This is a genomic window from Streptomyces sp. NPDC094034, from assembly GCF_040303865.1.
GTDB lineage: Bacteria > Actinomycetota > Actinomycetes > Streptomycetales > Streptomycetaceae > Streptomyces.
In genome coordinates, this window is the sequence record NZ_JBEOUD010000002.1 from 295,123 (window position 1) to 316,589 (window position 21,467).

General features: G+C 71.2%; 18 protein-coding genes and 1 pseudogene. 9 read left to right on the top strand and 10 right to left on the bottom strand.

Going from position 1 to position 21,467, the window contains the following annotated elements:
- From ABTZ59_RS03710 to ABTZ59_RS03725, 4 genes are all read right to left on the bottom strand, one after another.
- Complete coding sequence (locus ABTZ59_RS03710) at positions 1–1,599, bottom strand: acyl-CoA carboxylase subunit beta (protein WP_351389738.1); 1,599 nt, start codon at positions 1,597–1,599, stop codon at positions 1–3.
- Positions 1,596–3,416: an acyclic terpene utilization AtuA family protein gene (locus ABTZ59_RS03715; RefSeq protein ID WP_351389740.1), complete on the bottom strand. Its 1,821-nt coding sequence runs from the start codon at positions 3,414–3,416 to the stop codon at positions 1,596–1,598. Before ABTZ59_RS03715 ends, ABTZ59_RS03710 begins: the two co-directional genes overlap by 4 nt.
- Positions 3,416–4,210 carry a TIGR03084 family metal-binding protein gene (locus ABTZ59_RS03720; protein WP_351389744.1) on the bottom strand — a complete coding sequence of 265 codons (795 nt, stop codon included), beginning with the start codon at positions 4,208–4,210 and terminating at the stop codon, positions 3,416–3,418. The genes ABTZ59_RS03715 and ABTZ59_RS03720 overlap by 1 nt, the downstream gene beginning before the upstream one ends.
- A gap of 87 nt (positions 4,211–4,297) precedes the next feature.
- The gene (locus ABTZ59_RS03725) at positions 4,298–5,359 is read right to left on the bottom strand and encodes an EamA family transporter (protein WP_351389747.1); all 1,062 of its coding nucleotides are present in this window, start codon (positions 5,357–5,359) and stop codon (positions 4,298–4,300) included.
- 138 nt (positions 5,360–5,497) lie between these two features.
- On the opposite strand from ABTZ59_RS03725, the gene ABTZ59_RS03730 reads away from it, so the two are divergent.
- Positions 5,498–6,355: a LysR family transcriptional regulator gene (locus ABTZ59_RS03730; protein ID WP_351389752.1), complete on the top strand. Its 858-nt coding sequence runs from the start codon at positions 5,498–5,500 to the stop codon at positions 6,353–6,355.
- Positions 6,356–6,655: 300 nt separating this feature from the next.
- The gene (locus ABTZ59_RS03735; RefSeq protein ID WP_351389755.1) at positions 6,656–7,591 is read left to right on the top strand and encodes an alpha/beta fold hydrolase; all 936 of its coding nucleotides are present in this window, start codon (positions 6,656–6,658) and stop codon (positions 7,589–7,591) included.
- A 119-nt stretch (positions 7,592–7,710) separates the two neighbouring features.
- Here ABTZ59_RS03735 and ABTZ59_RS03740 read toward each other — a convergent pair whose 3' ends face one another.
- On the bottom strand, positions 7,711–10,704 hold the full coding sequence (locus ABTZ59_RS03740; RefSeq protein WP_351389760.1) for an FAD-binding and (Fe-S)-binding domain-containing protein: 2,994 nt from the start codon (positions 10,702–10,704) through the stop codon (positions 7,711–7,713).
- Between the two features lie 233 nt (positions 10,705–10,937).
- On the opposite strand from ABTZ59_RS03740, the pseudogene ABTZ59_RS03745 reads away from it, so the two are divergent.
- The 3 genes and pseudogenes from ABTZ59_RS03745 to serC all read left to right on the top strand — a co-directional run.
- Positions 10,938–11,015 (top strand): annotated as a pseudogene (locus ABTZ59_RS03745) (DUF742 domain-containing protein); the annotation flags it as partial.
- Entirely contained in the window at positions 10,999–11,643 is a 645-nt protein-coding gene (locus ABTZ59_RS03750; protein ID WP_351389763.1) for a GTP-binding protein, read from the top strand. The pseudogene ABTZ59_RS03745 and the gene ABTZ59_RS03750, both read left to right, overlap by 17 nt.
- Before the next feature lie 201 nt (positions 11,644–11,844).
- Positions 11,845–12,963: a phosphoserine transaminase gene (gene serC / locus ABTZ59_RS03755; protein WP_351389768.1), complete on the top strand. Its 1,119-nt coding sequence runs from the start codon at positions 11,845–11,847 to the stop codon at positions 12,961–12,963.
- Between the two features lie 199 nt (positions 12,964–13,162).
- Here the strand turns inward: serC and ABTZ59_RS03760 are convergent, their stop codons facing one another.
- On the bottom strand, positions 13,163–14,002 hold the full coding sequence (locus tag ABTZ59_RS03760) for an ABC transporter permease (protein WP_351389771.1): 840 nt from the start codon (positions 14,000–14,002) through the stop codon (positions 13,163–13,165).
- Positions 13,999–15,153, bottom strand: coding sequence for an ATP-binding cassette domain-containing protein (locus ABTZ59_RS03765; protein ID WP_351389775.1), 1,155 nt, complete (start codon positions 15,151–15,153; stop codon positions 13,999–14,001). The genes ABTZ59_RS03760 and ABTZ59_RS03765 overlap by 4 nt, the downstream gene beginning before the upstream one ends.
- 75 nt (positions 15,154–15,228) lie before the next feature.
- Here ABTZ59_RS03765 and ABTZ59_RS03770 point away from each other — a divergent pair, with 75 nt between their 5' ends.
- Entirely contained in the window at positions 15,229–16,038 is an 810-nt protein-coding gene (locus tag ABTZ59_RS03770) for a TetR/AcrR family transcriptional regulator (RefSeq protein ID WP_351389779.1), read from the top strand.
- Positions 16,039–16,141: 103 nt separating this feature from the next.
- Here ABTZ59_RS03770 and ABTZ59_RS03775 read toward each other — a convergent pair whose 3' ends face one another.
- Positions 16,142–17,209, bottom strand: coding sequence for a WD40 repeat domain-containing protein (locus ABTZ59_RS03775; RefSeq protein WP_351389781.1), 1,068 nt, complete (start codon positions 17,207–17,209; stop codon positions 16,142–16,144).
- Positions 17,210–17,316: 107 nt separating this feature from the next.
- Positions 17,317–17,928: a carboxymuconolactone decarboxylase family protein gene (locus ABTZ59_RS03780; protein ID WP_351389784.1), complete on the bottom strand. Its 612-nt coding sequence runs from the start codon at positions 17,926–17,928 to the stop codon at positions 17,317–17,319.
- Between the two features lie 41 nt (positions 17,929–17,969).
- Here ABTZ59_RS03780 and ABTZ59_RS03785 point away from each other — a divergent pair, with 41 nt between their 5' ends.
- Positions 17,970–18,470 carry a MarR family winged helix-turn-helix transcriptional regulator gene (locus ABTZ59_RS03785; RefSeq protein ID WP_351389788.1) on the top strand — a complete coding sequence of 167 codons (501 nt, stop codon included), beginning with the start codon at positions 17,970–17,972 and terminating at the stop codon, positions 18,468–18,470.
- Between the two features lie 13 nt (positions 18,471–18,483).
- Here the strand turns inward: ABTZ59_RS03785 and ABTZ59_RS03790 are convergent, their stop codons facing one another.
- Complete coding sequence (locus ABTZ59_RS03790; protein WP_351389792.1) at positions 18,484–19,107, bottom strand: MarR family winged helix-turn-helix transcriptional regulator; 624 nt, start codon at positions 19,105–19,107, stop codon at positions 18,484–18,486.
- Between the two features lie 96 nt (positions 19,108–19,203).
- On the opposite strand from ABTZ59_RS03790, the gene pip reads away from it, so the two are divergent.
- Positions 19,204–20,259: a prolyl aminopeptidase gene (gene pip / locus ABTZ59_RS03795; RefSeq protein WP_351389795.1), complete on the top strand. Its 1,056-nt coding sequence runs from the start codon at positions 19,204–19,206 to the stop codon at positions 20,257–20,259.
- Between the two features lie 117 nt (positions 20,260–20,376).
- Complete coding sequence (locus ABTZ59_RS03800) at positions 20,377–21,372, top strand: aldo/keto reductase (protein WP_351389800.1); 996 nt, start codon at positions 20,377–20,379, stop codon at positions 21,370–21,372.
- Positions 21,373–21,467 lie beyond the last annotated feature (95 nt).

The window sequence follows — 21,467 nt, forward strand, 5'->3', positions numbered from 1 at the left end:
TCACATCCGGAAGACGCCGAAGCCGCCCCGCACACCCTCGACCGGGGCGGTGTGGACGGCGGACAGGCACAGGCCGAGGACGGTACGGGTGTCGCGCGGGTCGATGACCCCGTCGTCGTACAGCCGCCCGGAGAGGAACATCGGCAGCGACTCGGACTCGATCTGCCGCTCCACCATCGCGCGCAGCGCCGCGTCGCCCTCCTCGTCGTACGGCTGCCCCTTCGCCGCCGCCGAGGCCCGCGCCACGATCGACAGAACCCCGGCGAGCTGCTGCGGGCCCATCACCGCGGACTTGGCGCCGGGCCAGGCGAAGAGGAAGCGGGGGTCGTACGCGCGCCCGCACATGCCGTAGTGCCCGGCGCCGTACGACGCCCCCATCAGCACGGACAGATGGGGGACGCGGGAGTTCGAGACCGCGTTGATCATCATCGCGCCGTGCTTGATGATGCCGCCCTGCTCGTACTCCCTGCCGACCATGTAGCCCGTGGTGTTGTGCAGGAAGACGAGGGGGATGTCGCGCTGATTGGCGAGCTGGATGAACTGCGCGGCCTTCTGCGACTCGGCGGAGAACAGCACGCCCCGCGCGTTGGCGAGCACCCCCACCGGATAGCCGTGCAGCCGCGCCCAGCCGGTCACCAGGCTCGGCCCGTACAGCGGTTTGAACTCGTCGAAGTCCGAGCCGTCCACGATCCTCGCGATGACCTCGCGCGGATCGAAGGGGATCTTCAGATCGCCGGGGACGATACCGAGCAGTTCGTCCTCGTCGTACTTCGGCGGCTCGGCAGGGCCGGGATCGGGGTGCGCCTTGCGCCAGTTGAGCCGGGCGACGATCCGCCGCGCGTGCCTGATCGCGTCCTGTTCGTCCAGCGCGTAGTGGTCCGCGAGCCCGGACGTACGGGCGTGCATCTCGGCGCCGCCGAGCGATTCGTCGTCGCTCTCCTCGCCGGTGGCCATCTTCACCAGGGGCGGGCCGCCGAGGAAGACCTTCGACCGTTCCTTGATCATGACGGTGTGGTCGGACATCCCGGGAACATACGCGCCGCCCGCCGTGGAGTTGCCGAAGACGACCGCGACGGTGGGGATACCGGCGGCGGAGAGCCGGGTGAGGTCACGGAAGAGCGCGCCGCCGGGGATGAAGATCTCCTTCTGGGAGGGGAGATCGGCGCCACCGGACTCGACCAGGCTGATGACGGGCAGCCGGTTGGCGAAGGCGATCTCGTTGGCACGCAGGGCCTTCTTCAGCGTCCAGGGGTTGGAGGCACCGCCGCGTACGGTCGGATCGTTGGCGGTGATCAGACACTCGACGCCCTCGACCACACCGATGCCGGTGACCATGGACGCGCCGACGGGATGGTCGCTGCCCCAGGCGGCGAGCGGGGACAGTTCGAGGAAGGGGGTGTCGGGGTCGAGCAGCAGCTCGATCCGCTCGCGCGCGAGCAGCTTGCCGCGCCCCCGGTGCCTGGCGATGTACTTCTCCCCGCCGCCCGCCAGGGCCTTGGCGTGTTCGGCGGCCAGTTCGTCGAGCTTGCCGAGCATGGCGGCGCGGTGGGCGCCGTAGTCGGCGGACGCGGTGTCGAGGGCCGAGGGGAGCATGGTCACAGCAGGACCTCCGGGATATCGGCGTACCGGGCGCGCAGCCACTCACCGAGCGCCTTCGCCTGGGGATCGAACCGGGCCTGCGCGGCGACACCCTCGCCGAGCAGCCCCTCGACGGTGAAGTTGACGGCGCGCAGCCGGGGCAGGAGATGCCGGACGACGGTCAACTCCCGGCTCTCCGGGATCAGTTCCCGGAATCTGTCGGTCGTCAGCTGATGGGCGAGCCAGCGCCAGCCGTCCTCGCTCCTCGCCCAGACACCGACGTTGGCGTCGCCGCCCTTGTCGCCGCTGCGGGCGCCCACGACGAGCCCGAGGGGCGCGCGGCGGGTGGGCAGGCCGGCGGGCAGGGGCTCCGGCAGCGGGGGCGCGTCGACCGGCTCAAGTGCCTTGGTACGTAAGGGAGCGGGCACCGTCAGGCGCCGCCCGTCGGGGAGCACGGCCGTGTGGGCGACCTCGGACGCGTCCACGTACGCCGACTCGAAGACCCCGTACGGCACACCGTTGCCCGGCGGGGCGGTCACATGGAACCCGGGGTAGCTGCCGAGCGCCAGCTCGATCGCCGCCCCGCTGACCGCCCGGCCCACCACCTCCGGATCGCTGTCGCGTACGACGAGGCGCAGCAGGGCGCTGGCGGTCTCCTCGGTGTCGGCGTCCGGCCGGTCCGTACGGGCCAGCTCCCAGCGGACCTCGGCGGGGCGCCGCCCGGCGAGAGCGTCCTCCATCTGGCCGTGCACCAGCCGGGCCTTGGCGTCGATGTCGAGACCGGTGAGGACGAAGACGATCTCGTTGCGCAGCCCCCCGAGCCGGTTGAGGCCGACCTTGAGGGCCGGGGGCGGTGGCTCGCCCCGTACGCCGGAGATCCTGACGCGGTCGGGCCCGTCCTGGTCCAGCCGTACGGTGTCGAGGCGCGCGGTGACATCCGGCCCGGCGTACCGGGCGCCGCCGGTCTCGTACAGCAGTTGCGCGGTGACCGTACCGATGTCGACCATCCCGCCCGTGCCGTCGTGCTTGGTGATGACCGCCGAGCCGTCGGCGTGGATCTCGGCGAGCGGGAAGCCGGGCCGGCGCATGTCGTGCCCGCGTGTGTCGTGCCCACGTGTGTCGTGCCCACGTGTGTCGTGCCCACGTGTGTCGCGTCCGCCTGTGTCGTGCCGCGCGAAGAAGGAGTAGTTCCCGCCGGTCGCCTGCGTACCGCACTCCAGCACATGCCCGGCGACGACCGCGCCCGCGAGGGCGTCGAGACAACCGGGGCGGTCGGGGTGGCCGGGGGCGTCGAGGTCCCAGCCGAAGTGCGCGGCGGCGGGCCCGGTCACCAGCGCCGCGTCCGTCACGCGTCCGGTGACCACGACATCGGCACCGGCCCGCAGACAGGCGGCGATTCCGGCGCCGCCGAGGTAGGCGTTGGCGGTGAGGACGCCGTCGCCCCAGCCGCCCCGGGCAAGGAGATCGTCCCCCTCGACATGGGCGACCCGTACGGGCACGCCCACCCGCGCGGCCAGCGCGCGTACGGCGGCGGCGAGTCCGGCCGGGTTCAGTCCGCCCGCGTTGGTGACGATCCTGACGCCTCGCTCATGGGCGAGTCCAAGGCCCTCCTCCAACTGCCGCAGGAACGTCTTCGCATAGCCCGCGTCCGGGTTCTTCCGCCGGTCCCTGCCGAGGATGAGCATGGTCAGCTCGGCGAGATAGTCGCCGGTGAGGACATCGAGCGGGCCGCCCGTGAGCATCTCGCGCAGCGCGTCGAAGCGGTCGCCGTAGAAGCCGGAGGCGTTCCCGATCCGCAGCACGCCGGGCGGGGAAGCGGGGGTGGAATCGGCTGTCATCAGGCCCCCTTGGGCGCCCGGCCGGGGCCCGCCGGTCCGGCGAAGGCCTGCGCGATGTCCAGCCAGGCGTCGGCGTCGGGGCCCTCGGCCCGTACGGCGAGATCCGCGCGATGTGCCCGCTGGGTCACCAGCAGACAGAAGTCGAGCGCGGGCCCGGTCACGCGCTGGGCGGCGCCCTCGGGGCCATATGTCCACAACTCGCCGCCTGGGCCGGTCAGTTCGACGCGGAACGGGTCTGCGGGCGGCTGCTCGCCCCGTACGACGTAGGCGTAGTCACGGGCCCGTACGCCGATCCACGCCACATGGCGCAGCCGCGCGGTCGGCTCGCGGCGTACGCCGAGCGCGTCCGCGATGTCCTGGCCGTGCGCCCAGGTCTCCATCAGCCGTGCGGTCGCCATCGAGGTGGCGCCCATCGGCGGCCCGTACCAGGGAAAGCGTGCGCCGGACGGCGCCCCGCGCAGGGCCCGGTGCAGCCGCGCGCGGCCGTCGCGCCATCGGGCGAGCAGTTCGGCGGGCGGGAGTACGGCGCCGGCCGCCGCGCCCTCGTCGACGAAGGTGCCGGGTGCGGCGCGTGCCTTGGCGGACTCCGAGGCGAAGGCCCCCGGGTCCGTGAGGGCGACCAGGGCGGCGGAGTCGGTCCAGGTCAGATGGGCGATCTGCTGGGCGATGGACCAACCGGGTGACGGGGTCGCGAGAAGCCATCTCCCGGGCTCCAGCGGGGCGACCAGCCGGTCGAGTTCCTCGCTCTCGCGGTGCAGATCACCGAACACTTCGGCAGAGCCGGAGTCGGACACGAATGCGCTCCCCTCGGGGCACGACGGTGTGCGTGCCCCGGAGCATGGCAGCGCCCGGAGAAACAATCAAGCGTGCTTGCTTTGCTGTTACCGGACTTCGTCCCGGGCCGAAGTGCGGGCGGGCTTCGGGTTCCCGCGCCCGATCTGGGTCCGTACGGCGCCCATGCTCGCGACGATGACCAGCGCGATCGCCAGCGCGTCGGTGGCAGAGAGAGCCTGGTGCAGAACGAGGAATCCGGCGGTCGCCGCTATGGCCGGTTCCAGACTCATCAGCACGGCGAAGGTGGGGGCGGGCAGCCGCCGCAGAGCGAGCAGTTCGAGGGTGTACGGGAGGACGGAGGACATCAGCGCGACCGCGAGGGCGAGCCCGAGCGTGGAGGGCACCAGCAGTTTCGAGCCGGACTCCGCGATGCCGAGCGGCAGGGCGAGCAACGCGCCGACCGCCATCGCCAGCGCCAGCCCGTCGGCCTGCGGAAAGCGCCGGCCGGTGCGCGCGCTGAAGACTATGTAGGTGGCCCACATGGCGCCCGCCCCGAGCGCGAATGCCGCGCCCAACGGGTCGAGCCGGTCGAAGCCACCGCCGCTGAGCAGCAGCACGCCGCCGAGCGCGAGCCCCGCCCACAGGAGGTTGACCAGCCGCCGCGAGACGATCACGGAGAGCGCGAGCGGCCCGATGACTTCCAGGGTGACGGCCGCGCCGAGCGGGATACGGTCGGCCGCCTGGTAGAAGAGGCAGTTCATCGCGGCCATGGCGGCGCCGAAGGCGATCACCGTGCCCCAGTCGGCGCGCGAGTGGCCGCGCAGGGCGGGCCGGCAGACCGCGAGCAGCACGATCGCGGCGAGGGCGAGCCGCAGCGAGACGATACCGAGGGCGCCGGTCCTGGGCATCAGCAGGACGGCGATCGCGGCACCGAACTGTACGGAGAGCCCACCCGCGACGACCAGGGCGACGGGCCCGAGGTTCCGCCCGCCCCCGACGGCCTTGCCGGGCCCGGTGGAGTCGCCGGGGCGCGCGTCCCGGACGGCGCCGCCGGCCTGGACTGCGCCGCCGGCCTGGACTGCGCCGGTGGCCTCGACGGCGCCGGTGACTTCCGGCAGTGAGACAGCGGCACCAGCGTCAGTGGCGGCAGCGGTACGCGGCTCTTCCACCGGATCCCTCCCTAAGTTCGCTTCAATGGACTCGCAGTCCAAGATACTGCACTTATCCGACCGTCTCGCACTGTCACGCTACGACCCCCGCCCATACCCCGTGAAATACTTATTGGGCTGCCGTTATGCTCCGGACGCATGAGCATCGAGCTACGCCATCTCCGCTGCTTCCTCGCCATCGCCGAGGAGTCCAGCGTGACCAGGGCGGCGGCCCGGCTGCATCTCACCCAGCCCGCCGTCTCCCGCACCCTCGCCGCGCTGGAGAAGCATCTCGGCGTACGGCTCGCGGAGCGCTCCACCCACCATCTCTCTCTCACCGCCGAGGGGCGCGCCTTCCGCGACCGGGCGGCCTCCGCCGTCGCCGCGTTCGACGATGCCCTCGACGCCGAGCGGCTGCGCCGCAGGCCGCTGCGGCTCGGCCACGCCTGGTCGGCCTTCGGCCCGTACACCACGCCGCTGCTGCGCCGCTGGGAGCGGGAGCGGCCGGAGACCCCGCTCGAACTGCTGCGGATCGACGACCGTACGGCCGGGCTGACCCGGGGCGAGGTCGACGCGGCGCTGGTGCGCGGCCCGGTGGCGACACCCGGTCTGGTCACGGAACCGCTGTTCACCGAGGCCCGGATGGCGGCGGTCCCGGCCGACGGACCGCTGGCCGCGCGCACCTCCCTGACGCTGGCGGATCTGGTGCCCCATCCGCTGATCGTCAACCGGGTCTCGGGCACGACGACTCCGGCGCTGTGGCCGCCGGGGGCGGGCCCGGCGGCCACCGTCACGGTCACCAACACCGACGACTGGCTGACGACCATCGCCGCGGCGCGCGGCGTCGGCGTCACGAGTGCCTCGACGGCCGCCGTGCACCCCCACCCCGGGGTCGCCTACCGGCCCTTGCCCGATGCCCCGCCGCTCCAGGTCTTCCTGGTCTGGCGTGAGGGCGCCATGCATCCGGCGATCCCCCATCTCGCGGCCCTCGCGCACGAACTGGCGTCGGGCGCCTGACCGCGCGCCCCACCGCACCCGGCCGACCCCGGATCTCGCCACACCCGGACCTGGCCACATCCGACCGCGCCCCACTTCGCCCCACCTCGCCCCGTTCACCCGCATGCCCGCCACCGCGCGCCCCCCTCCACAGGGGACGAACACACTGATGTCGACTCGCCCTCACCCGTCTCGAAAGAGGAGAGAGACATGCCCATGCCATCCACCCCCGGGCGGCGGATACGTTCGCGGCCCCGCCCGAGGAGAGGTCCGCGTTCCGGCCCTCGGATACGTTCGCACCACGCGTGCGCCCTCGCCGCGATGTTCACCGCGACGGCCCTCGTCAACGCCATCCCCGCCGCCGACGCCGCCGCTGCCGCCAACCACTCCGCGAGCCGCGGCGTCACCGCCGCCAAACCGACGATCGTGCTGGTGCACGGCGCCTTCGCCGACGCGTCGAGCTGGGGCGAGGTCGTCCCGAACCTGCAAAACGACGGCTACCTCGTCATGGCACCCGCCAATCCGCTGCGGGGCCTGCACGGCGACGCGGCGTACATAGCCAGCTTCCTCAGAAGCATCAAGGGCCCGATCGTTCTGGTCGCCCACTCCTACGCCGGCGCGGTGATCAGTGGCGCCGCCATCGGCAATCCGCACGTCAAGGCGCTTGTCTACATCAACGCGCTGATGCCCGACAGGGGCGAGGTCCTCTCGGTCCTCTCGGACAAGTTCCCGGGCAGCGAACTCGGCACGGCCACCAACTCCGTACCGTTCACCCGGCCCGACGGATCCACCGGCACGGATCTCTACATCAAGCCCGAGCGGTTCAGGCCGGTGTTCGCCGCCTCGCTGCCCGAGGCCACCACCGCGGTACTGGCCGCCACACAACGCCCCATCGCCGCCCAGGCGTTCGCCGACACGGCCGGCCCCGCCGCCTGGAAGACCATCCCCTCCTGGGCCCTCGTCTCCACCCAGGACAAGACCATCTCTCCCGAGCTGGAGCGTTTCGAGGCCAAGCGGGCCCGCTCCCATACGGTCGAGATCAACGCCCCGCACCTCGCCATGCTGGCCGATCCCAGGGCCGTCACCGATCTGATCCTCGACGCCGCCCGGTCCCGGGCGGCGGGCGGAGAGTCCGACGAGACCCTGGCCTCCACGGGCCCCAACCCGTCGGTCGTCGCCGGAGTCGCGGGCGCGGCCGTCATCGCGGGGGCGAGCCTGGTCTCCGCGACGCGCAGGCGACGGCCCACGTCGAGCTGACGCGTGAGTGCGCGAGCACAGCGGCCGGCCGAGGCTCATCACACGGCACGGCACGGCGGAGGCCGGCCGAGGTGCCCAGGCGGTCCAGAGCGCGGACACCACCGTCACCGCGCCTCCCGTCACCGCCCCTCGGCCGGCCTCCGCGTCGATCCCCCCGGCTCCCCTTCCGATTCCGATTCCCGCCTCAACGCCTCCGCGAGCACCTCCGCCAGGTGCCGCGCCCGGTGGCCGCCCAGCTGCGCCAGCTGGGTACGGCACGAGAAGCCGTCCGCCAGGATCTCCGCCCCCTTTCCGGCCGCCCGCACCGACGGCAGCAGCTGGTCCTCCGCGCAGGCCACCGAAACGTCGTAATGGCCGCGTTCGAACCCGAAGTTGCCCGCCAGACCGCAGCAGCCGCCGCTCAGCTCACCGTGCAGGCCCGCGCGTTCACGCAGCCGCCGGTCCGCCTCGTCACCCAGCACCGCGTGCTGGTGACAGTGCGTCTGACCGGTGACCGGACGGTCCAGACGGGGTGGCCGCCACCCCGGCGCGCATTCCTCCAAGGCCTGGGCGAAGGTCCGTACGGACGCGGCCAGCCGCGCCGCGCGCGGGTCGTCGCCGAGCAGTTCCGGCAGGTCCGTGGTGAGCGCGCCCGCGCAGCTCGGTTCCAGGACGACGACCGGCAGACCCGCGTCGAGCAGCGGTTCCATCATGTCCAGCGCCCGGCGCATGACCGTACGCGCCCGGTCGAGCTGGCCCGTCGAGACATAGGTCAGCCCGCAGCAGATCCGGCCTGTCCGCGGCGGCGCCACGACACCGATCCCGGCCGCCTCGAACACCCGTACCGCCGCCCGGCCCACCGACGGCGTCAGATACTCGGTGAAGGTGTCCGGCCACAACACCGCGGAACGGCCGCGCGCGAAGACCTCCGTACGGGCCTTCAGATGCCGCCCCAGCCACCGTCCGAAGGGCTCGGGCGCCAGCCGCGGAATCGTACGCTCCGGGGCGATGCCCCCCAGCCGCTTGGCGAGCGACGCCAGCGGGGGCACCCGCGCCGCCGCGTTCAGCACCCGCGCGAACGGCGCCGTCAGCCGCAGCCAGCGCGGTAGCATGCCCATGGCGTAGTGCGCGGCGGGCCGCATCCGGCCCGCGTAGTGGTGGTGCAGGAACTCCGCCTTGTATGTGGCCATGTCCACGCCCACCGGGCAGTCGCTGCGGCAGCCCTTGCAGGACAGACAGAGGTCCAGCGCGTCCCGTACCTCCGTCGAGCGCCAGCCGTCCGTCACCACCTCGCCCGCGAGCATTTCGTGGAGCAGCCGGGCGCGCCCGCGTGTGGAGTGCTGTTCCTCGCCCGTCGCGCGGAACGACGGACACATCACCCCCGGCCCCGAACTCGCCCCTGACCCGGCCCCCGCTCCTGCCCCCGCTCCCGGACCCGCTCCCGGACTCGGAGCCGGAGCCGGAGCGGGACCCGGAGCCGGAGCGGGCCCGCCCACCCGGCACTTGGCGACCCCCACGCACCTGCGTACGGCCGCCGAGAAGTCCCCTCCGCCCGGCCCGTCGTGCGGATAGCCGAACGTGACCTCGACACGCTCGCGGGGCAGCACCGCGAAGCGCAGATTCTCGTCGAGGCGGGCCGGGCGGGCCAGCACGCCAGGGTTCATCCCGCCCGCCGGGTCCCACAGGTCCTTGAACCGGCCGAAGAGTCCGACCAGTTCGTCCCCGTACATCTTCGGCAGCAGCTCCGAGCGCGCCAGTCCGTCGCCGTGCTCGCCCGAGAGCGAGCCGCCATGAGCGACGACCAGCGACGCCACCTCCTCCGAGAACCGCCGGAAGCGCCGTACGCCGTCGTCGGTCAGCAGATCGAAGTCGATACGGACATGGATACAGCCGTCGCCGAAGTGCCCGTAGGGCGTGCCGCGCAGGCCGTGTTCCGCGAGCAGCGCGCGGAAGTCCCGCAGATACGCGCCGAGCCGGGCGGGCGGCACCGCGCAGTCCTCCCAGCCGGGCCACGCCTCCGTGTCGTCGGGCATCCGGGTCGCGGTCCCGGCCGCGTCCTCCCGTACGCGCCACAGCGCCCGCTGTCCTGCCGGGTCGGCCACGACCGTCCCGTCCAGCGCGTCGGCCGCCCGGAGGATCGCGGTGGCGGCGGCCCGCGCCTCGTCGGGCGTCGCGCCGCCCGTCTCCACGAACAGCCAGGCCCCGCCGCGCGGCAGTCCGTGCCCGCCGTCGCCCCGTACCCGCACCAGGTCCTCGGACATGCCCTCAACGGTCAGCGGACCGTACGGGAGCAGCCCGGCCGCGGCTTCGGCGGCGGCGCTCTCGTCCGGGTAGCCGAGGACGGCCAGGGCGCGGGCCGGGGGCGACTCGACGAGCCGTACCGTCGCTTCGGTGACAACTCCGAGCGTGCCCTCGCTGCCGCAGAAGGCGCGGGCCAGATCGGTGCCGGCCTCGGGCAGCAGCGCGTCCAGCGCGTATCCGGAGATCCGCCGGGGCAGCCCGGCGGGAAAGCCCGTACGCAGCGGCGCGAGATGGGACTCGACCAGCTCGCGCACCCCGGCCGGGGCGCCGTCCCAGCCCTTGGCGAGGCGGGATGTGGCGCCGCCGTAGGTGATCACCGACAGCTCGTGGACATTGTCGGCCGTCGTGCCCCAGGCCACCGAGTGCGCTCCGCACGAGTTGTTGCCGATCATCCCGCCGAGCGTGCACCGGCTGTGCGTGGACGGATCGGGTCCGAAGGTCAGCCCGTACGGCCGCACGGCCTCGCGCAGCGCGTCCAGGACCACGCCTGGCTGGACGACCGCCGTGCGCGCCTCCGGATCCACGGACACGATCGACCGCAGATGGCGGGTGAGGTCGAGCACCACACCCAGGCCCGTGGCGTTTCCGGCGATGGAGGTCCCGGCGCCGCGCGGCACCACCGGCACCCCGTGGGCACGGCAGACCGCGAGCGCCGCCGCCACATCCGCCGCGTCGCGCGGGGCGACGACCCCGACCGGCACCCGCCGGTAGTTGGACGCGTCCATGGTGGTCAGCGCTCTGGCCGCCGCGCCGAAATCGACCTCTCCGCGCACGGCGGCCGTCAGCGCCGCGGCCACTTCCGTGGCCGGTGCCGCGTCCGTTGCCGCGTCCATTGCCGACGCCCCGTCCGCTGCCCCTGCCGTCGCTTCTCGTGCGTTGCGGGTATCCCGCGTATCGCGCTCAGCCATGAATCCAGCATGCCCCCGCCGTACTCACCGTCCCGGTTCTTCCTGATTCGCCGCTCCCGGAACAGCGAAGAAAGGAAACATGAAGCTCCCAAATTGATCGTCAATTCTCATATAGTGGCCACCGTTTGAGCAATATCCAACAGCGCCCGCGCCCCTCACCCCGCACGGCCCGGGCGGCCGACCGCCTTCCCGATCCCCACATCCTGGAGCAGGTGCGCGTTGGACTCCGCAACCTCCGAACGGTCCACAGGCCCGTCAACGGACCGGCAGGCCCTGCCCAGCACCGCCGACAACGGTCTGAAGATCGTCATCGTCGGCGGCTTCGCCGTCGGCAAGACGACCATGGTCCGTTCCGTCAGCGAGATCCGTCCCCTCAACACCGAGGAGGCGATGACACGCACGGGCCAGGACATCAGCGGACTCGCCGGGCTCGACGGCCTCCAGCGGAAGAACACGACCACCGTCGCCTTCGACTTCGGCCGGATCTCCCTGGACGCGCGCTCGGTGCTCTATCTCTTCGGCGCCCCCGGGCAGGAACGTTTCTGGTATCTCTGGGACCGGCTCTTCACCGGCACGCTCGGCGCCGTCGTACTCGTCGACACCCGCCGTCTCTCCGACTCCTGGTACGCGATCGACCGGCTGGAGCACCACGGCATTCCCTTCATCGTGGCCTGCAACGACTTCGGCGGGCCGGTCCACACCGAGGAGGAGATCCGCGCGGCGCTCGTCCTGGCACCGGACGTGCCGCTGGTGGAGTGCGACGCGCGGGACCGCTCGTCCAGCAAGTACGTACTGATCACGCTCATCGAGTACCTCCACGCCCTGTCCGAGAAGAGAGCGGCGGCCACGGGGGCGACTCCCTGACGCCCGTCGTACTCCCTACGGGTGAAGCTCTGACGGTGGGGCGGGGGTGGCGGGGACACGAGCCCGGCCGTTGTGCTCCCTGTGCTCCCCCCTTTCCCACCGCCCGGGCGGGCGTCTCACCGCGTCTCACCGCGTCTCACCGTGTCTCACCGGACGGACACGGTTATCGGGCGTGCTGGGCGAGCGACTACGCTCCGGCCCGTGGCCGATATCGAGATTCCCGCTGACATCAAGCCCGCCGACGGCCGTTTCGGCGCAGGCCCCTCCAAGGTGCGGACGGAGGCGGTGGACGCGCTGGCCGCCACCGGTACGTCGCTCCTCGGCACATCCCACCGCCAGGCCCCGGTCAAGAACCTGGTCGGCGCGGTGCGCGAGGGCGTACGGAGCCTCTTCGAGCTCCCCGAGGGCTACGAGGTGATCCTGGGCAACGGCGGCTCCACCGCCTTCTGGGACATCGCGACGCACGGTCTGATCGAGAACAAATCACAGCACCTCTCCTTCGGTGAGTTCTCCTCCAAGTTCGCCAAGGCCGCGAAGCTCGCGCCGTGGCTGGCCGACCCGACCGTCATCTCCGCCGACCCCGGCTCGCACCCGGACCCGAAAGCCGAGACGGGCGTCGACGTCTACGCGTTCACCCACAACGAGACCTCCACGGGTGTCGCGGCCCCGATCAAGCGCGTCGCGGGCGCCGACGAGGGTTCACTCGTCCTGGTCGACGCGACCTCCGGCGCGGGCGGCCTGCCGGTCGACATCACCGAGACGGACGTCTACTACTTCGCCCCGCAGAAGTCCTTCGCCTCCGACGGCGGCCTGTGGATCGGTGTCTTCTCGCCGGCCGCGCTGGAGCGCGCCGCTCGCGTCCACGCCTCCGGACGTCATGTCCCCGAGTTCTTCTCGCTGCCGACGGCGATCGACAACTCGCTGAAGAACCAGACGTACAACACCCCCGCGCTGGCCACGCTCTTCCTTCTCAACGAGCAGCTCACCTGGCTCAACTCCCAGGGCGGCCTGGACTGGTCGGTCCGCCGCACCGCCACCTCCGCCCGGGCGCTCTACGGATGGGCCGACGCGTCCAAGTACGCGACCCCGTTCGTGGTCGACCCGGCGAAGCGCTCGCAGGTCATCGGCACGATCGACTTCGCGGACGAGATCGACGCGGCGGCCGTGGCCAAGACGCTGCGCGCCAACGGCATCGTCGACACCGAGCCCTACCGCAAGCTGGGCCGCAACCAGCTGCGCGTGGCGATGTTCCCGGCGATCGACCCGGCGGACATCACAGCACTGACCGAGTGCGTCGACTACGTGATCGAACGCCTCTGACCGTCCGGATTCCACGGGCCCGCAGGATTCCGCAGGTTCCCACAGGATTCGAAGGGATCCCGCAGGGTTCGAAGTGATCCCATGGACCTCGGTGGTTCGGCTGGCTGCTTCCCGGGCCCCGGCGCACTCACACCGCGCCGGGGTCCGTCGCATGCGCCCCCGTAGCTCGCCCTCCGCTACTCGCTCATCTGCTACTCGCTCATCTGCTCAGCCGCTGAAACCTCCGTACCGCCAGCGGAACGAACACCGCCGTCAGCGCCAGCGGCCAGGCCACCGACAGCAGCAAGGCGTGGTCCTCCGGCCAGGTGCCGCCGCTCGCCACCGGATTGCCGAACAGTTCGCGCGTCGCCGTCACCGTCGAGGACACCGGGTTCCACGCGGCCACGGTGCCCAGCCAGTCCGGCATCAGCGAGGGCGCCACAAAGACGCTGGAGATCATCGTGAGCGGGAAGGCGACCACGAAGAGGTTCCCGGCCGCTTCCGGGCCGGGCAGCAGCAGGCCCAGCCATACCCCCACCCATATCAGCGAGAAGCGCAGTAGCAGCAGCAGTCCGAAGGCTCCGAGGGCGCCCAGGAACCCGCTGTCCCACCGCCAGCCGATCACGAACGCCGTCACGGCCAGGATCAGCAGCTCCGCGACCGCCGTGAGCAGATCGCCGACCCCTCGGCCCGTGACCACCGCCGACGGGGCCATCGGCATCGACCGGAACCGGTCGATGACCCCCTTGACGCTGTCGGTGACCACCGCCGTCGCCGTGTTCATAAAGCCGAAGGCCATCGTCATCGCGAACATCCCGGGCATCAGGAACTCCCGGTAGTCGCCGCCCCCCGGCACCATCATGGCGCTGCCGAAGACATACCCGTACAGCAGCACGGAGACGATCGGGAAGCCCAACTGCCAGACGATATAGACCGGTTGACGCTGATAGTGCGTAAGCCCCCGCCGTACGACATTCCAGCAGTCGGACACCGCCCAGTACGCCCGGCCATGACCGCTTCCGTAGTCGCTCCCGGTCTCCAGATCCAGCACGGCACTCATGCCGCCACCCCCTCCTTCATGTCCCCGGACATGCCCCCGCCCGGACCCCCGTCCTGGCCCCTGTTCGGACCCCCCTCCTGGCCCCTGTCCTGGCCGGCGGCGATATCGGCGTCGACGCCCGTACGGCGCCCGGTCAGCCGGAGGAACACATCGTCGAGGCTCGGCCTGCGCAGCCCGATGTCCTCCACCGCCGTCCCCCGGTCCTGGAGCGTGCGCGCCACCTCGGTCAGCGCGGCCACCCGGTCGCTCACCGCCGCGTGCACCCGGCGGGCCGCCTCGTCCGTCTCCACCACCGCGTCGGCCACCCGGGCCACCGCCTCGACCGCCACCGGTATGTCCGCACGCTCCGCCACCACGACCTCGATCCGGTCGCCGCCCACGGTGTTCTTCAGCTCGGCCGGGCTGTCGTCCGCGATCGCCCGCCCCTGGTCGATGACCGTGATGCGCGACGCGAGCTTGTCCGCCTCGTCCAGATACTGCGTGGTGAGCAATACGGTCGTGCCGCCCGCCACCAGGGCCCGGACCGCGTCCCAGACCTCACCGCGCCCGCGCGGATCGAGACCGGTCGTCGGCTCGTCGAGGAAGAGGACCTGTGGGGCGAGGATCATCGACGCGGCCAGATCCAGGCGCCGCCTCATCCCCCCGCTGTACTCACCGACGCCCTTGTCGCCCGCCTCCACCAGATCGAACTGCTCCAACAACTCACCCGCGCGCAGCGCGGCCCGCCGTGAGCCGAGATGGAAGAGGCGGCCGAACATCTCCAGGTTCTGCCGGCCGGTCAGGATCTCGTCGACCGCCGCGTACTGCCCGGCGAGACCGATCCTGCTCCGCACCCCCCGGGGATCGCGCGCCACATCGACGCCCGCCACCTCCGCCCGCCCGCCGTCGAACCGCAGCAGGGTCGCCAGCACCCGGACCGCGGTGGTCTTGCCCGCGCCATTGGGCCCGAGCAGCCCATGCACGGTGCCTCTGCGCACGGCGAGGTCGAAGCCGTCGAGTGCGTACGTCCCTCCCCTCTCCCCCTCCTTGCCCCTCTTCCCCCTCTTCCTGCTGGTCCCCTTCTTCTCGCTGGTCCCCTTCTCCCCGTACCTCTTCTGGATCGCCTCCGCCAGCACGGCGTGTTCGTTCACAGCCCCTCCCAGGCAAGCCATCGATCAACTGAGTACAGCGTACCCACATGAGAGTACACCGTACCCATTTTCTTTCCAGGGGATTACGCTGAGCCCATGACATCGACGGAATCGACCGGCAGCGGCAACGTCACGCGCAGTCTCGAACTCCTCTGGGGATCGGGCGAACGCCCCAGCCGCGGCCCCAAACCCGGCCTCACGCTCGACCGGATAGTCACGACCGCCGTCGCGCTCGCGGACGCCGAGGGCCTGGACGCCGTCTCGATGCGCAGGCTCTCCACCGAGCTGGGTACGGGCACCATGTCGCTCTACCGGTACGTGCCCGGCAAGAGCGAGCTGATCGATCTGATGCTGAACCAGGTACAGGGCGAGACGGCCATGCCGGCCGAAAGCCCCGGCTTCGCGTCAGGCTGGCGGTCCGCCACCGAGGAGATGGCGCGCGCCGCGCTCGCGCTCCACCAGCGCCATCCCTGGCTGCTCTCCGTGAACCAGGCCAGGCCGGTCCTCGGCCCGAACTCGGTCGGCGGGCTGGAGAAGACGCTCTCCGCCATCAAGGGAATGGGACTGAGCGACCCGGAGCTGGTCTCGGTGATCATCATGATCGAGAGCTATGTGACCGGGATCGCCCGTACACAAGTCCACGCCATCGAGGCGGAGAAGAAGTCGGGCATCACCGACGAGGAGTTCTGGCGGATTCAGGAGCCCGTTCTGTCGAACGCCATGAACAGTGGGGTGTATCCGGTCATGGCCTCGCTGTCCGTGGAGGCGTTCGGCCCCGAATTCAACCACTTCGAGTTCGGGCTCCAGCGCATCCTCGACGGCTTGGAGGCGCTGGTCGAACGACGTGCGACGGAGGCGGAAGCGGAAGCGGAAGCGGAAGCGGAGCGGGAACGGGAGACGACGTAGCAGGAAACGACGGGACGGAAGACGACGGGACGCGGTACGACGCCAGGACGCGGTACGCAGGGATGAAAGATGCCGGGTGACGGGACGCGGCCGGTGGTCCGCCTCAGTCCTTCCGGCGCAGTCGCTTGAAGGCGAAGACCAGCGCCGCCCCACCGATGACGATGATCGCGCCGAGAGTGGCGTTCCCTTGGTTCTCGCCGGCGCCCGCGCCCTCGGCCGTACCCCCGTTCGCGGCCCCGCCCGACGAGGAATTCCCGCTTCCGGAGGAGGAGTTGCCCTCGGAGGAGGCGCCGCCGTCGGTGCCCCTGTCCAGGTCCACCCGCACGACCCCGCTCTTCTCGCCCTCGGTGCCGAACATCAGCGCCTTGCCGTCCGCCGTGTAGGTCACCGACTCGGCCTGCCGCTGGAACGGCGCGCTGATCCGGCTCTCCTTGCCCAGCCGGCCGTTCTGCCACGCGTAGGCACGCGCGCTGAAGTACGAACGCAGCACCAGTTCCTTGCCGTCCGGCGAGAACGCCCCGTCCGTCACCCAGGGCACGTCATCGATCCGCCGGAAGGTGTTCGTCCCGGACGAGGTCAGCTCCGCGGGGCCCTCGTACAGACCGCCGCCGTCCTCGTTCTTCGAGGCGATATAGACCCGCCCGGTCTTGGGGTCGACCATCATCGACTCGGCGTCGCGCGGCCCGTCGGCGTACTTCACGGTGAACTGTGTGGCCCGTACCGTCGCGTCCTTGAGCTGCTTGGGCTCGGGGAAGCGGTAGATCCACACGTGATCCCAGGTGCCGTTCAGATTGTCGCCGATATCGCCGACATACACATTCCCATCGGGCCCCATGGAGATGGCCTCTACATCCCGGGGTTTGCCGATGCCTTCGAGGGTGAGCGTCGCGACCGTCTCACCGGTCCTGGAGTCCACGGCATAGATCTGGGGCCCATAGCCGCTGTCGTTGTGTGTCCAGTAGACGCCGGGATGGGTTCGGCTGGCGGCCAGACCGCTGGACTCGATGATCCTCGGGTCCTTGATCGTGAAGCTCTGGTCCGGCGCCCCCTCGTCGGCCGCCACGGCGGGAGTGACGGCGGGCGCGAACACCACCGCGGAGGCTGTCATCAGCAGGACGGCGGCGATGGCACCGGAAACGCGCGGGCCGAGGTGGCGCGGAAGCGAACGCATGCGTCAAGACTGCCATCCCCGCCCGCGCCGGCCTGCCGGTATGGCCAGTCCGGGTAGCCGGTCCGGATGGCCGGTCCGGATGGCCGGTCCGGATGGCCGGTCCGCTCTCAAGCGAGTGCGGGATCCGCCCCGAACCGCGGGTCGATCGGTGCCCGGGTGAGTCGGTTCGCCAGGGTCGACAGCGTGTACGCGCCGATACCGAGGACGACTTCCAGGGCGTTGCGCTCGGTGTATCCATGCGCGAGAAAGGTGTCAAGCGTCTCGTCATCGACGCTGCCGGCGGTGGCGAGGACGGCGAGGGTGAACTGCCTTACGGCTTCGAGGCGTTCGTCCGGCAGCGGCCGCTCCGGGCGTTCCGGCCGCTCCGGGCGCTGCTCCCGCAGCGCATCGATCAGCTCGTCAGGGGCGCCGAGCGCCCTGAGCTTCCCGGTGTGCACGACAACACAGAGATGGCATGCGTTGCGTACGGCGACGGTCATGACAATGACCTCACGCGCGAGTGGATCGAGCGTCGTGGCGTCGAAGAGCCCCGTGAGCTTCTGGAAACCGTCGAGCAACTGCGGCGAGGTGGCGAGACGGGCGACGGCGGACGGCAGAAAACCCAGGTGGTGCGTGGTGGCCTCGATGGCACGACGGGAGGCGGCGGGCGCGGATTCGAGGGTGTGGTCAATGAAGCGGGAGGACACGGGAAGGGCGCTCCTCGATAGGATGGACAACATGGTTGACGATAAAAAGGTAAACCAGGTTGTCTGGTTTAGCAATGGCTGAGCGCGTGCACGACGGAGGCAGGGACGATGGCCGGGACACGCCCGGCTTTGAGTTGCCCCTGCTGCTCTTCGCCGGATTCCGGTCCCTGATCGACCAGTTGCATGCCGAACTGGCCCGTCAGGGCCACCCGGACGTACGGCCGGTCCATGGCTTCGCCATGCAGGCCATCGGCCGTGACGGCGCCACGGCGGTCACGATCGGCCGCCGCCTGGGCGTCTCCAAGCAGGCTGCGGGCAAGACGGTCGACCGCCTGGAGTCCTTGGGCTACGCGGTACGCACCGATGACCCGGCGGACGCCCGCCGCAAACTGGTCCGCCTCACTCCACATGGCCTCGACGCCCTCGCCCGCTCGGCCGCGATCTTCGACCGCCTACGCGACGAGTGGGCCGAAACGCTGGGCCGGGACCGCGTCCGAGCCATGGAGTCGGACCTCCGCGCGGTAACCCCACCCCAGGCATTCCGCCTGGACGCGGCGGGGTGGTTGGGGGGATAGAGGTGATAGGGGGTCAGGGCCGAGGGGTAGCCGTACCCGTACCCGTACCCGTACCCGAGCCCGAGCGCGAGCCCGCATCCGGGCCCGCATTCGAGTCCGTACCCGAGCCCGCGACCAAAGGCGCCCGGTCCGCGATCCGTTGCCGCATGGGGCGGCGGTCCAGCGCCTCCAGCGCCTCGCCGATCAGCCGGCTCAGCGGGTACGGCAGCTCCGCCTCGAACTCCGCCGCCGCGGCCGAGGTCGCCTCCCACTCGGCGTTCAGCGCCGGTAGCAGCTCCTCCGCCCGGGGTGTCAGCCGTACCATGCGCCGCCGCGCGTCATCGCCCGGAGCCAGGACGACCAGGCCGTCCTTGGCCATCTGCGCGACCGTCTGACTCGCCGCGGAGTGCGTCACTCCGGTCGCCTGCGCCAGTTCGCGGATGGAGCACGGTCCCGGCGCGGCGGCCAGGACGCGGGCGACGGGGGTATAGCGGGGGCGGAAGCCGTCCATGCCGAAATCCGTGTAGACAGCCTCGACACCGGCGTCGAGACGGTCGAGGAGATGCCGTAGCCGGGTCCCGAGCAGTTCGGGACCCGGCGAGCCGGATGGAAGGCGCGAACCCCGCGCGTCATACGGACCGGGGCTGTCTGACGTCATAAAAGAAAATGTAACAGGGCTGTCGCATCTGTAGGGTCGGCGCCGACATCGACAAACGATCCGCGCCCCGCGCGCCACACCCAGGGAGCCCGCCCCATGCCCCGAGCCGAGAACCAGCCCCCGGCAGAGAACCAGCCCCCGGCCACGAGCCCGCCCCCGGTCACAAGCCCGCCCCAGCCCCCGTCACCCGACCCGCTCTACCCGCCCATCGAGCCCTACGACCAAGGCATGCTCGACGTCGGCGACGGCAACCTCGTCCACTGGGAGGTCTGCGGCAATCCCCGAGGCAAGCCCGCGCTCGTCGTCCACGGCGGTCCCGGATCAGGAGCCGGCCCGCGCTCCCGGCGGTTCTTCGACCCCACGCGCTACCGCACCGTCCTGTTCGACCAGCGCAACTGCGGACGCAGCACCCCGCACGCGAGCGACCCGGCCGCCGACATGCGCCACAACACGACCGACCATCTCATCGCCGACATGGAACGGTTGCGGGTCCATCTGGGCATCGACCGCTGGCTCCTGTTCGGCGGCTCCTGGGGCTCGACACTGATCCTGGCGTACGCCGAGCGGCACCCCGAACGCGTCTCCGAGATCGTCATCGCCGGGGTCACCACAACCCGGCGGTCGGAGATCGACTGGCTGTACGGGGGCGTCGGACAGATCTTCCCCGAGGAGTACGACCGCTTCCGCGCGGGCGTCCCCGAGGCCGAGCGCGGCGCGCGCACCGGCGATCTCGTCGCCGCCTACGCCCGGCTGACGGAGCATCCCGACCCCGCCGTACGGGAACGGGCCACGACCGACTGGTGCGCCTGGGAGGACGCCGTGCTCTCCATGGAGCCGCATGGCTCGGCCCACCCGTTCGGCGAGCGGGAGGCCGCCGCGCGGCGCGCCGTCGTACGGATCTGCGCGCACTACTTCTCGCACGGCGCCTGGCTCGACGAGGGCGCGCTGCTGCGCGACGCGGGACGGCTGGCGGGAATCCCCGGCGTGCTGGTGCACGGCCGCTTCGATCTGAGCGCGCCCCTCGGTACGGCCTGGGAGCTGGCCCGCGCCTGGCCGGACGCGCGGCTGATCGTCATCAAGGACGCGGGGCACAAGGGCAGCACCGAAGAACGCCGCGAAGTACGGGCGGCGATCGACGCGTTCGCGGGCTGAGACGGCCGGAGAGGCCGGAGACACGAGGACACGAGGACACGAGGACACGAGGACACACGACCACAAGGCCCAGCAGGGGTTGCTTCGAGCGCGCTCGAACGCGTTGGCTGTGGACTCATGAAGTACACGCAGCTCGGACGCACCGGACTCAAGGTAAGCCGACTCGTCCTCGGGACGATGAACTTCGGCCCGCTCACCAATGAGGCCGACGGCCACACGATCATGGACGCCGCTCTCGACGCGGGCATCAATTTCTTCGATACCGCCAATGTCTACGGCTGGGGTGAGAACAAGGGCCGTACCGAGGAGATCCTCGGCACCTGGTTCGCCAAGGGCGGCGACCGCCGCGACAAGGTCGTCCTCGCCACCAAGGTCTACGCGAACATGGCCGCCGAGGACCCCGCGTGGCCCAACCACGACAAGCTCTCCGCCTTCAATATCCGCCGGGCGGTCGACGCCAGCCTCAAGCGGCTCCAGACCGATCACATCGATCTCTACCAGTTCCACCACATCGACCGCGACACCCCGGTCGAGGAGATCTGGCAGGCCATCGACACGCTGATCCAGCAGGGCAAGATCCTTTACGCGGGGTCGTCCAACTTCCCCGGCTGGAAGATCGCCCAGACCAACGAAACCGCCCGCCGGCTCGGTTCGTACGGTCTGGTCAGTGAGCAGTGCCTGTACAACCTCGCCGAGCGCCGCGCCGAGATGGAGGTCATCCCGGCCGCGCAGGAGTACGGCCTCGGGGTCATCCCCTGGTCGCCGCTGGGCAGCGGGCTGCTGGGCGGCGCGATCCGCAAGGAGCGCGAGGGCGGCGGCGCCCGCACGGCCACCGGCCGTTCGGGCGCCGGGCTCGCCGATACGAAGATCCGGGCGCAGATCCAGTCGTACGAGGACCTGCTCGACAAGCACGGCATCGACCCCGGCGAGACGGCACTGGCCTGGCTGCTGACCCGGCCCGGGGTGACGGGCCCGATCGTCGGCCCGCGGACGCTGGAGCAGCTGGAGTCGGCCCTGCGGGCGGTCGAGCTCGAACTGTCGGAGGAGGTCCTGTCCTCGCTGGACGAGATCTTCCCGGGCACGGGCCCGTCGCCGGAGGCCTTCGCCTGGTAGTACGCGGGCGACCGGTCCGTACCGGCGACGGATGACGACCGGATGACGCCAGATAACGCCCGATGACGCCCGATGACGTCGGAGCGTGACTGACG

What these genes read in the sequence shown, in the direction of transcription:
- ABTZ59_RS03715 (WP_351389740.1), bottom strand. Translation starts at nt 3,416, where the DNA reads ATGACAGCCGATTCCACCCCCGCTTCCCCGCCCGGCGTGCTGCGGATC.
- ABTZ59_RS03730 (WP_351389752.1), top strand. Translation starts at nt 5,498, where the DNA reads ATGAGCATCGAGCTACGCCATCTCCGCTGCTTCCTCGCCATCGCCGAG.
- ABTZ59_RS03735 (WP_351389755.1), top strand. Translation starts at nt 6,656, where the DNA reads ATGTTCACCGCGACGGCCCTCGTCAACGCCATCCCCGCCGCCGACGCC.
- ABTZ59_RS03740 (WP_351389760.1), bottom strand. Translation starts at nt 10,704, where the DNA reads ATGGACGCGGCAACGGACGCGGCACCGGCCACGGAAGTGGCCGCGGCG.
- ABTZ59_RS03760 (WP_351389771.1), bottom strand. Translation starts at nt 14,002, where the DNA reads ATGAGTGCCGTGCTGGATCTGGAGACCGGGAGCGACTACGGAAGCGGT.
- ABTZ59_RS03765 (WP_351389775.1), bottom strand. Translation starts at nt 15,153, where the DNA reads ATGGCTTGCCTGGGAGGGGCTGTGAACGAACACGCCGTGCTGGCGGAG.
- ABTZ59_RS03770 (WP_351389779.1), top strand. Translation starts at nt 15,229, where the DNA reads ATGACATCGACGGAATCGACCGGCAGCGGCAACGTCACGCGCAGTCTC.
- ABTZ59_RS03775 (WP_351389781.1), bottom strand. Translation starts at nt 17,209, where the DNA reads ATGCGTTCGCTTCCGCGCCACCTCGGCCCGCGCGTTTCCGGTGCCATC.
- ABTZ59_RS03780 (WP_351389784.1), bottom strand. Translation starts at nt 17,928, where the DNA reads ATGTTGTCCATCCTATCGAGGAGCGCCCTTCCCGTGTCCTCCCGCTTC.
- ABTZ59_RS03785 (WP_351389788.1), top strand. Translation starts at nt 17,970, where the DNA reads ATGGCTGAGCGCGTGCACGACGGAGGCAGGGACGATGGCCGGGACACG.
- ABTZ59_RS03790 (WP_351389792.1), bottom strand. Translation starts at nt 19,107, where the DNA reads ATGACGTCAGACAGCCCCGGTCCGTATGACGCGCGGGGTTCGCGCCTT.
- pip (WP_351389795.1), top strand. Translation starts at nt 19,204, where the DNA reads ATGCCCCGAGCCGAGAACCAGCCCCCGGCAGAGAACCAGCCCCCGGCC.
- ABTZ59_RS03800 (WP_351389800.1), top strand. Translation starts at nt 20,377, where the DNA reads ATGAAGTACACGCAGCTCGGACGCACCGGACTCAAGGTAAGCCGACTC.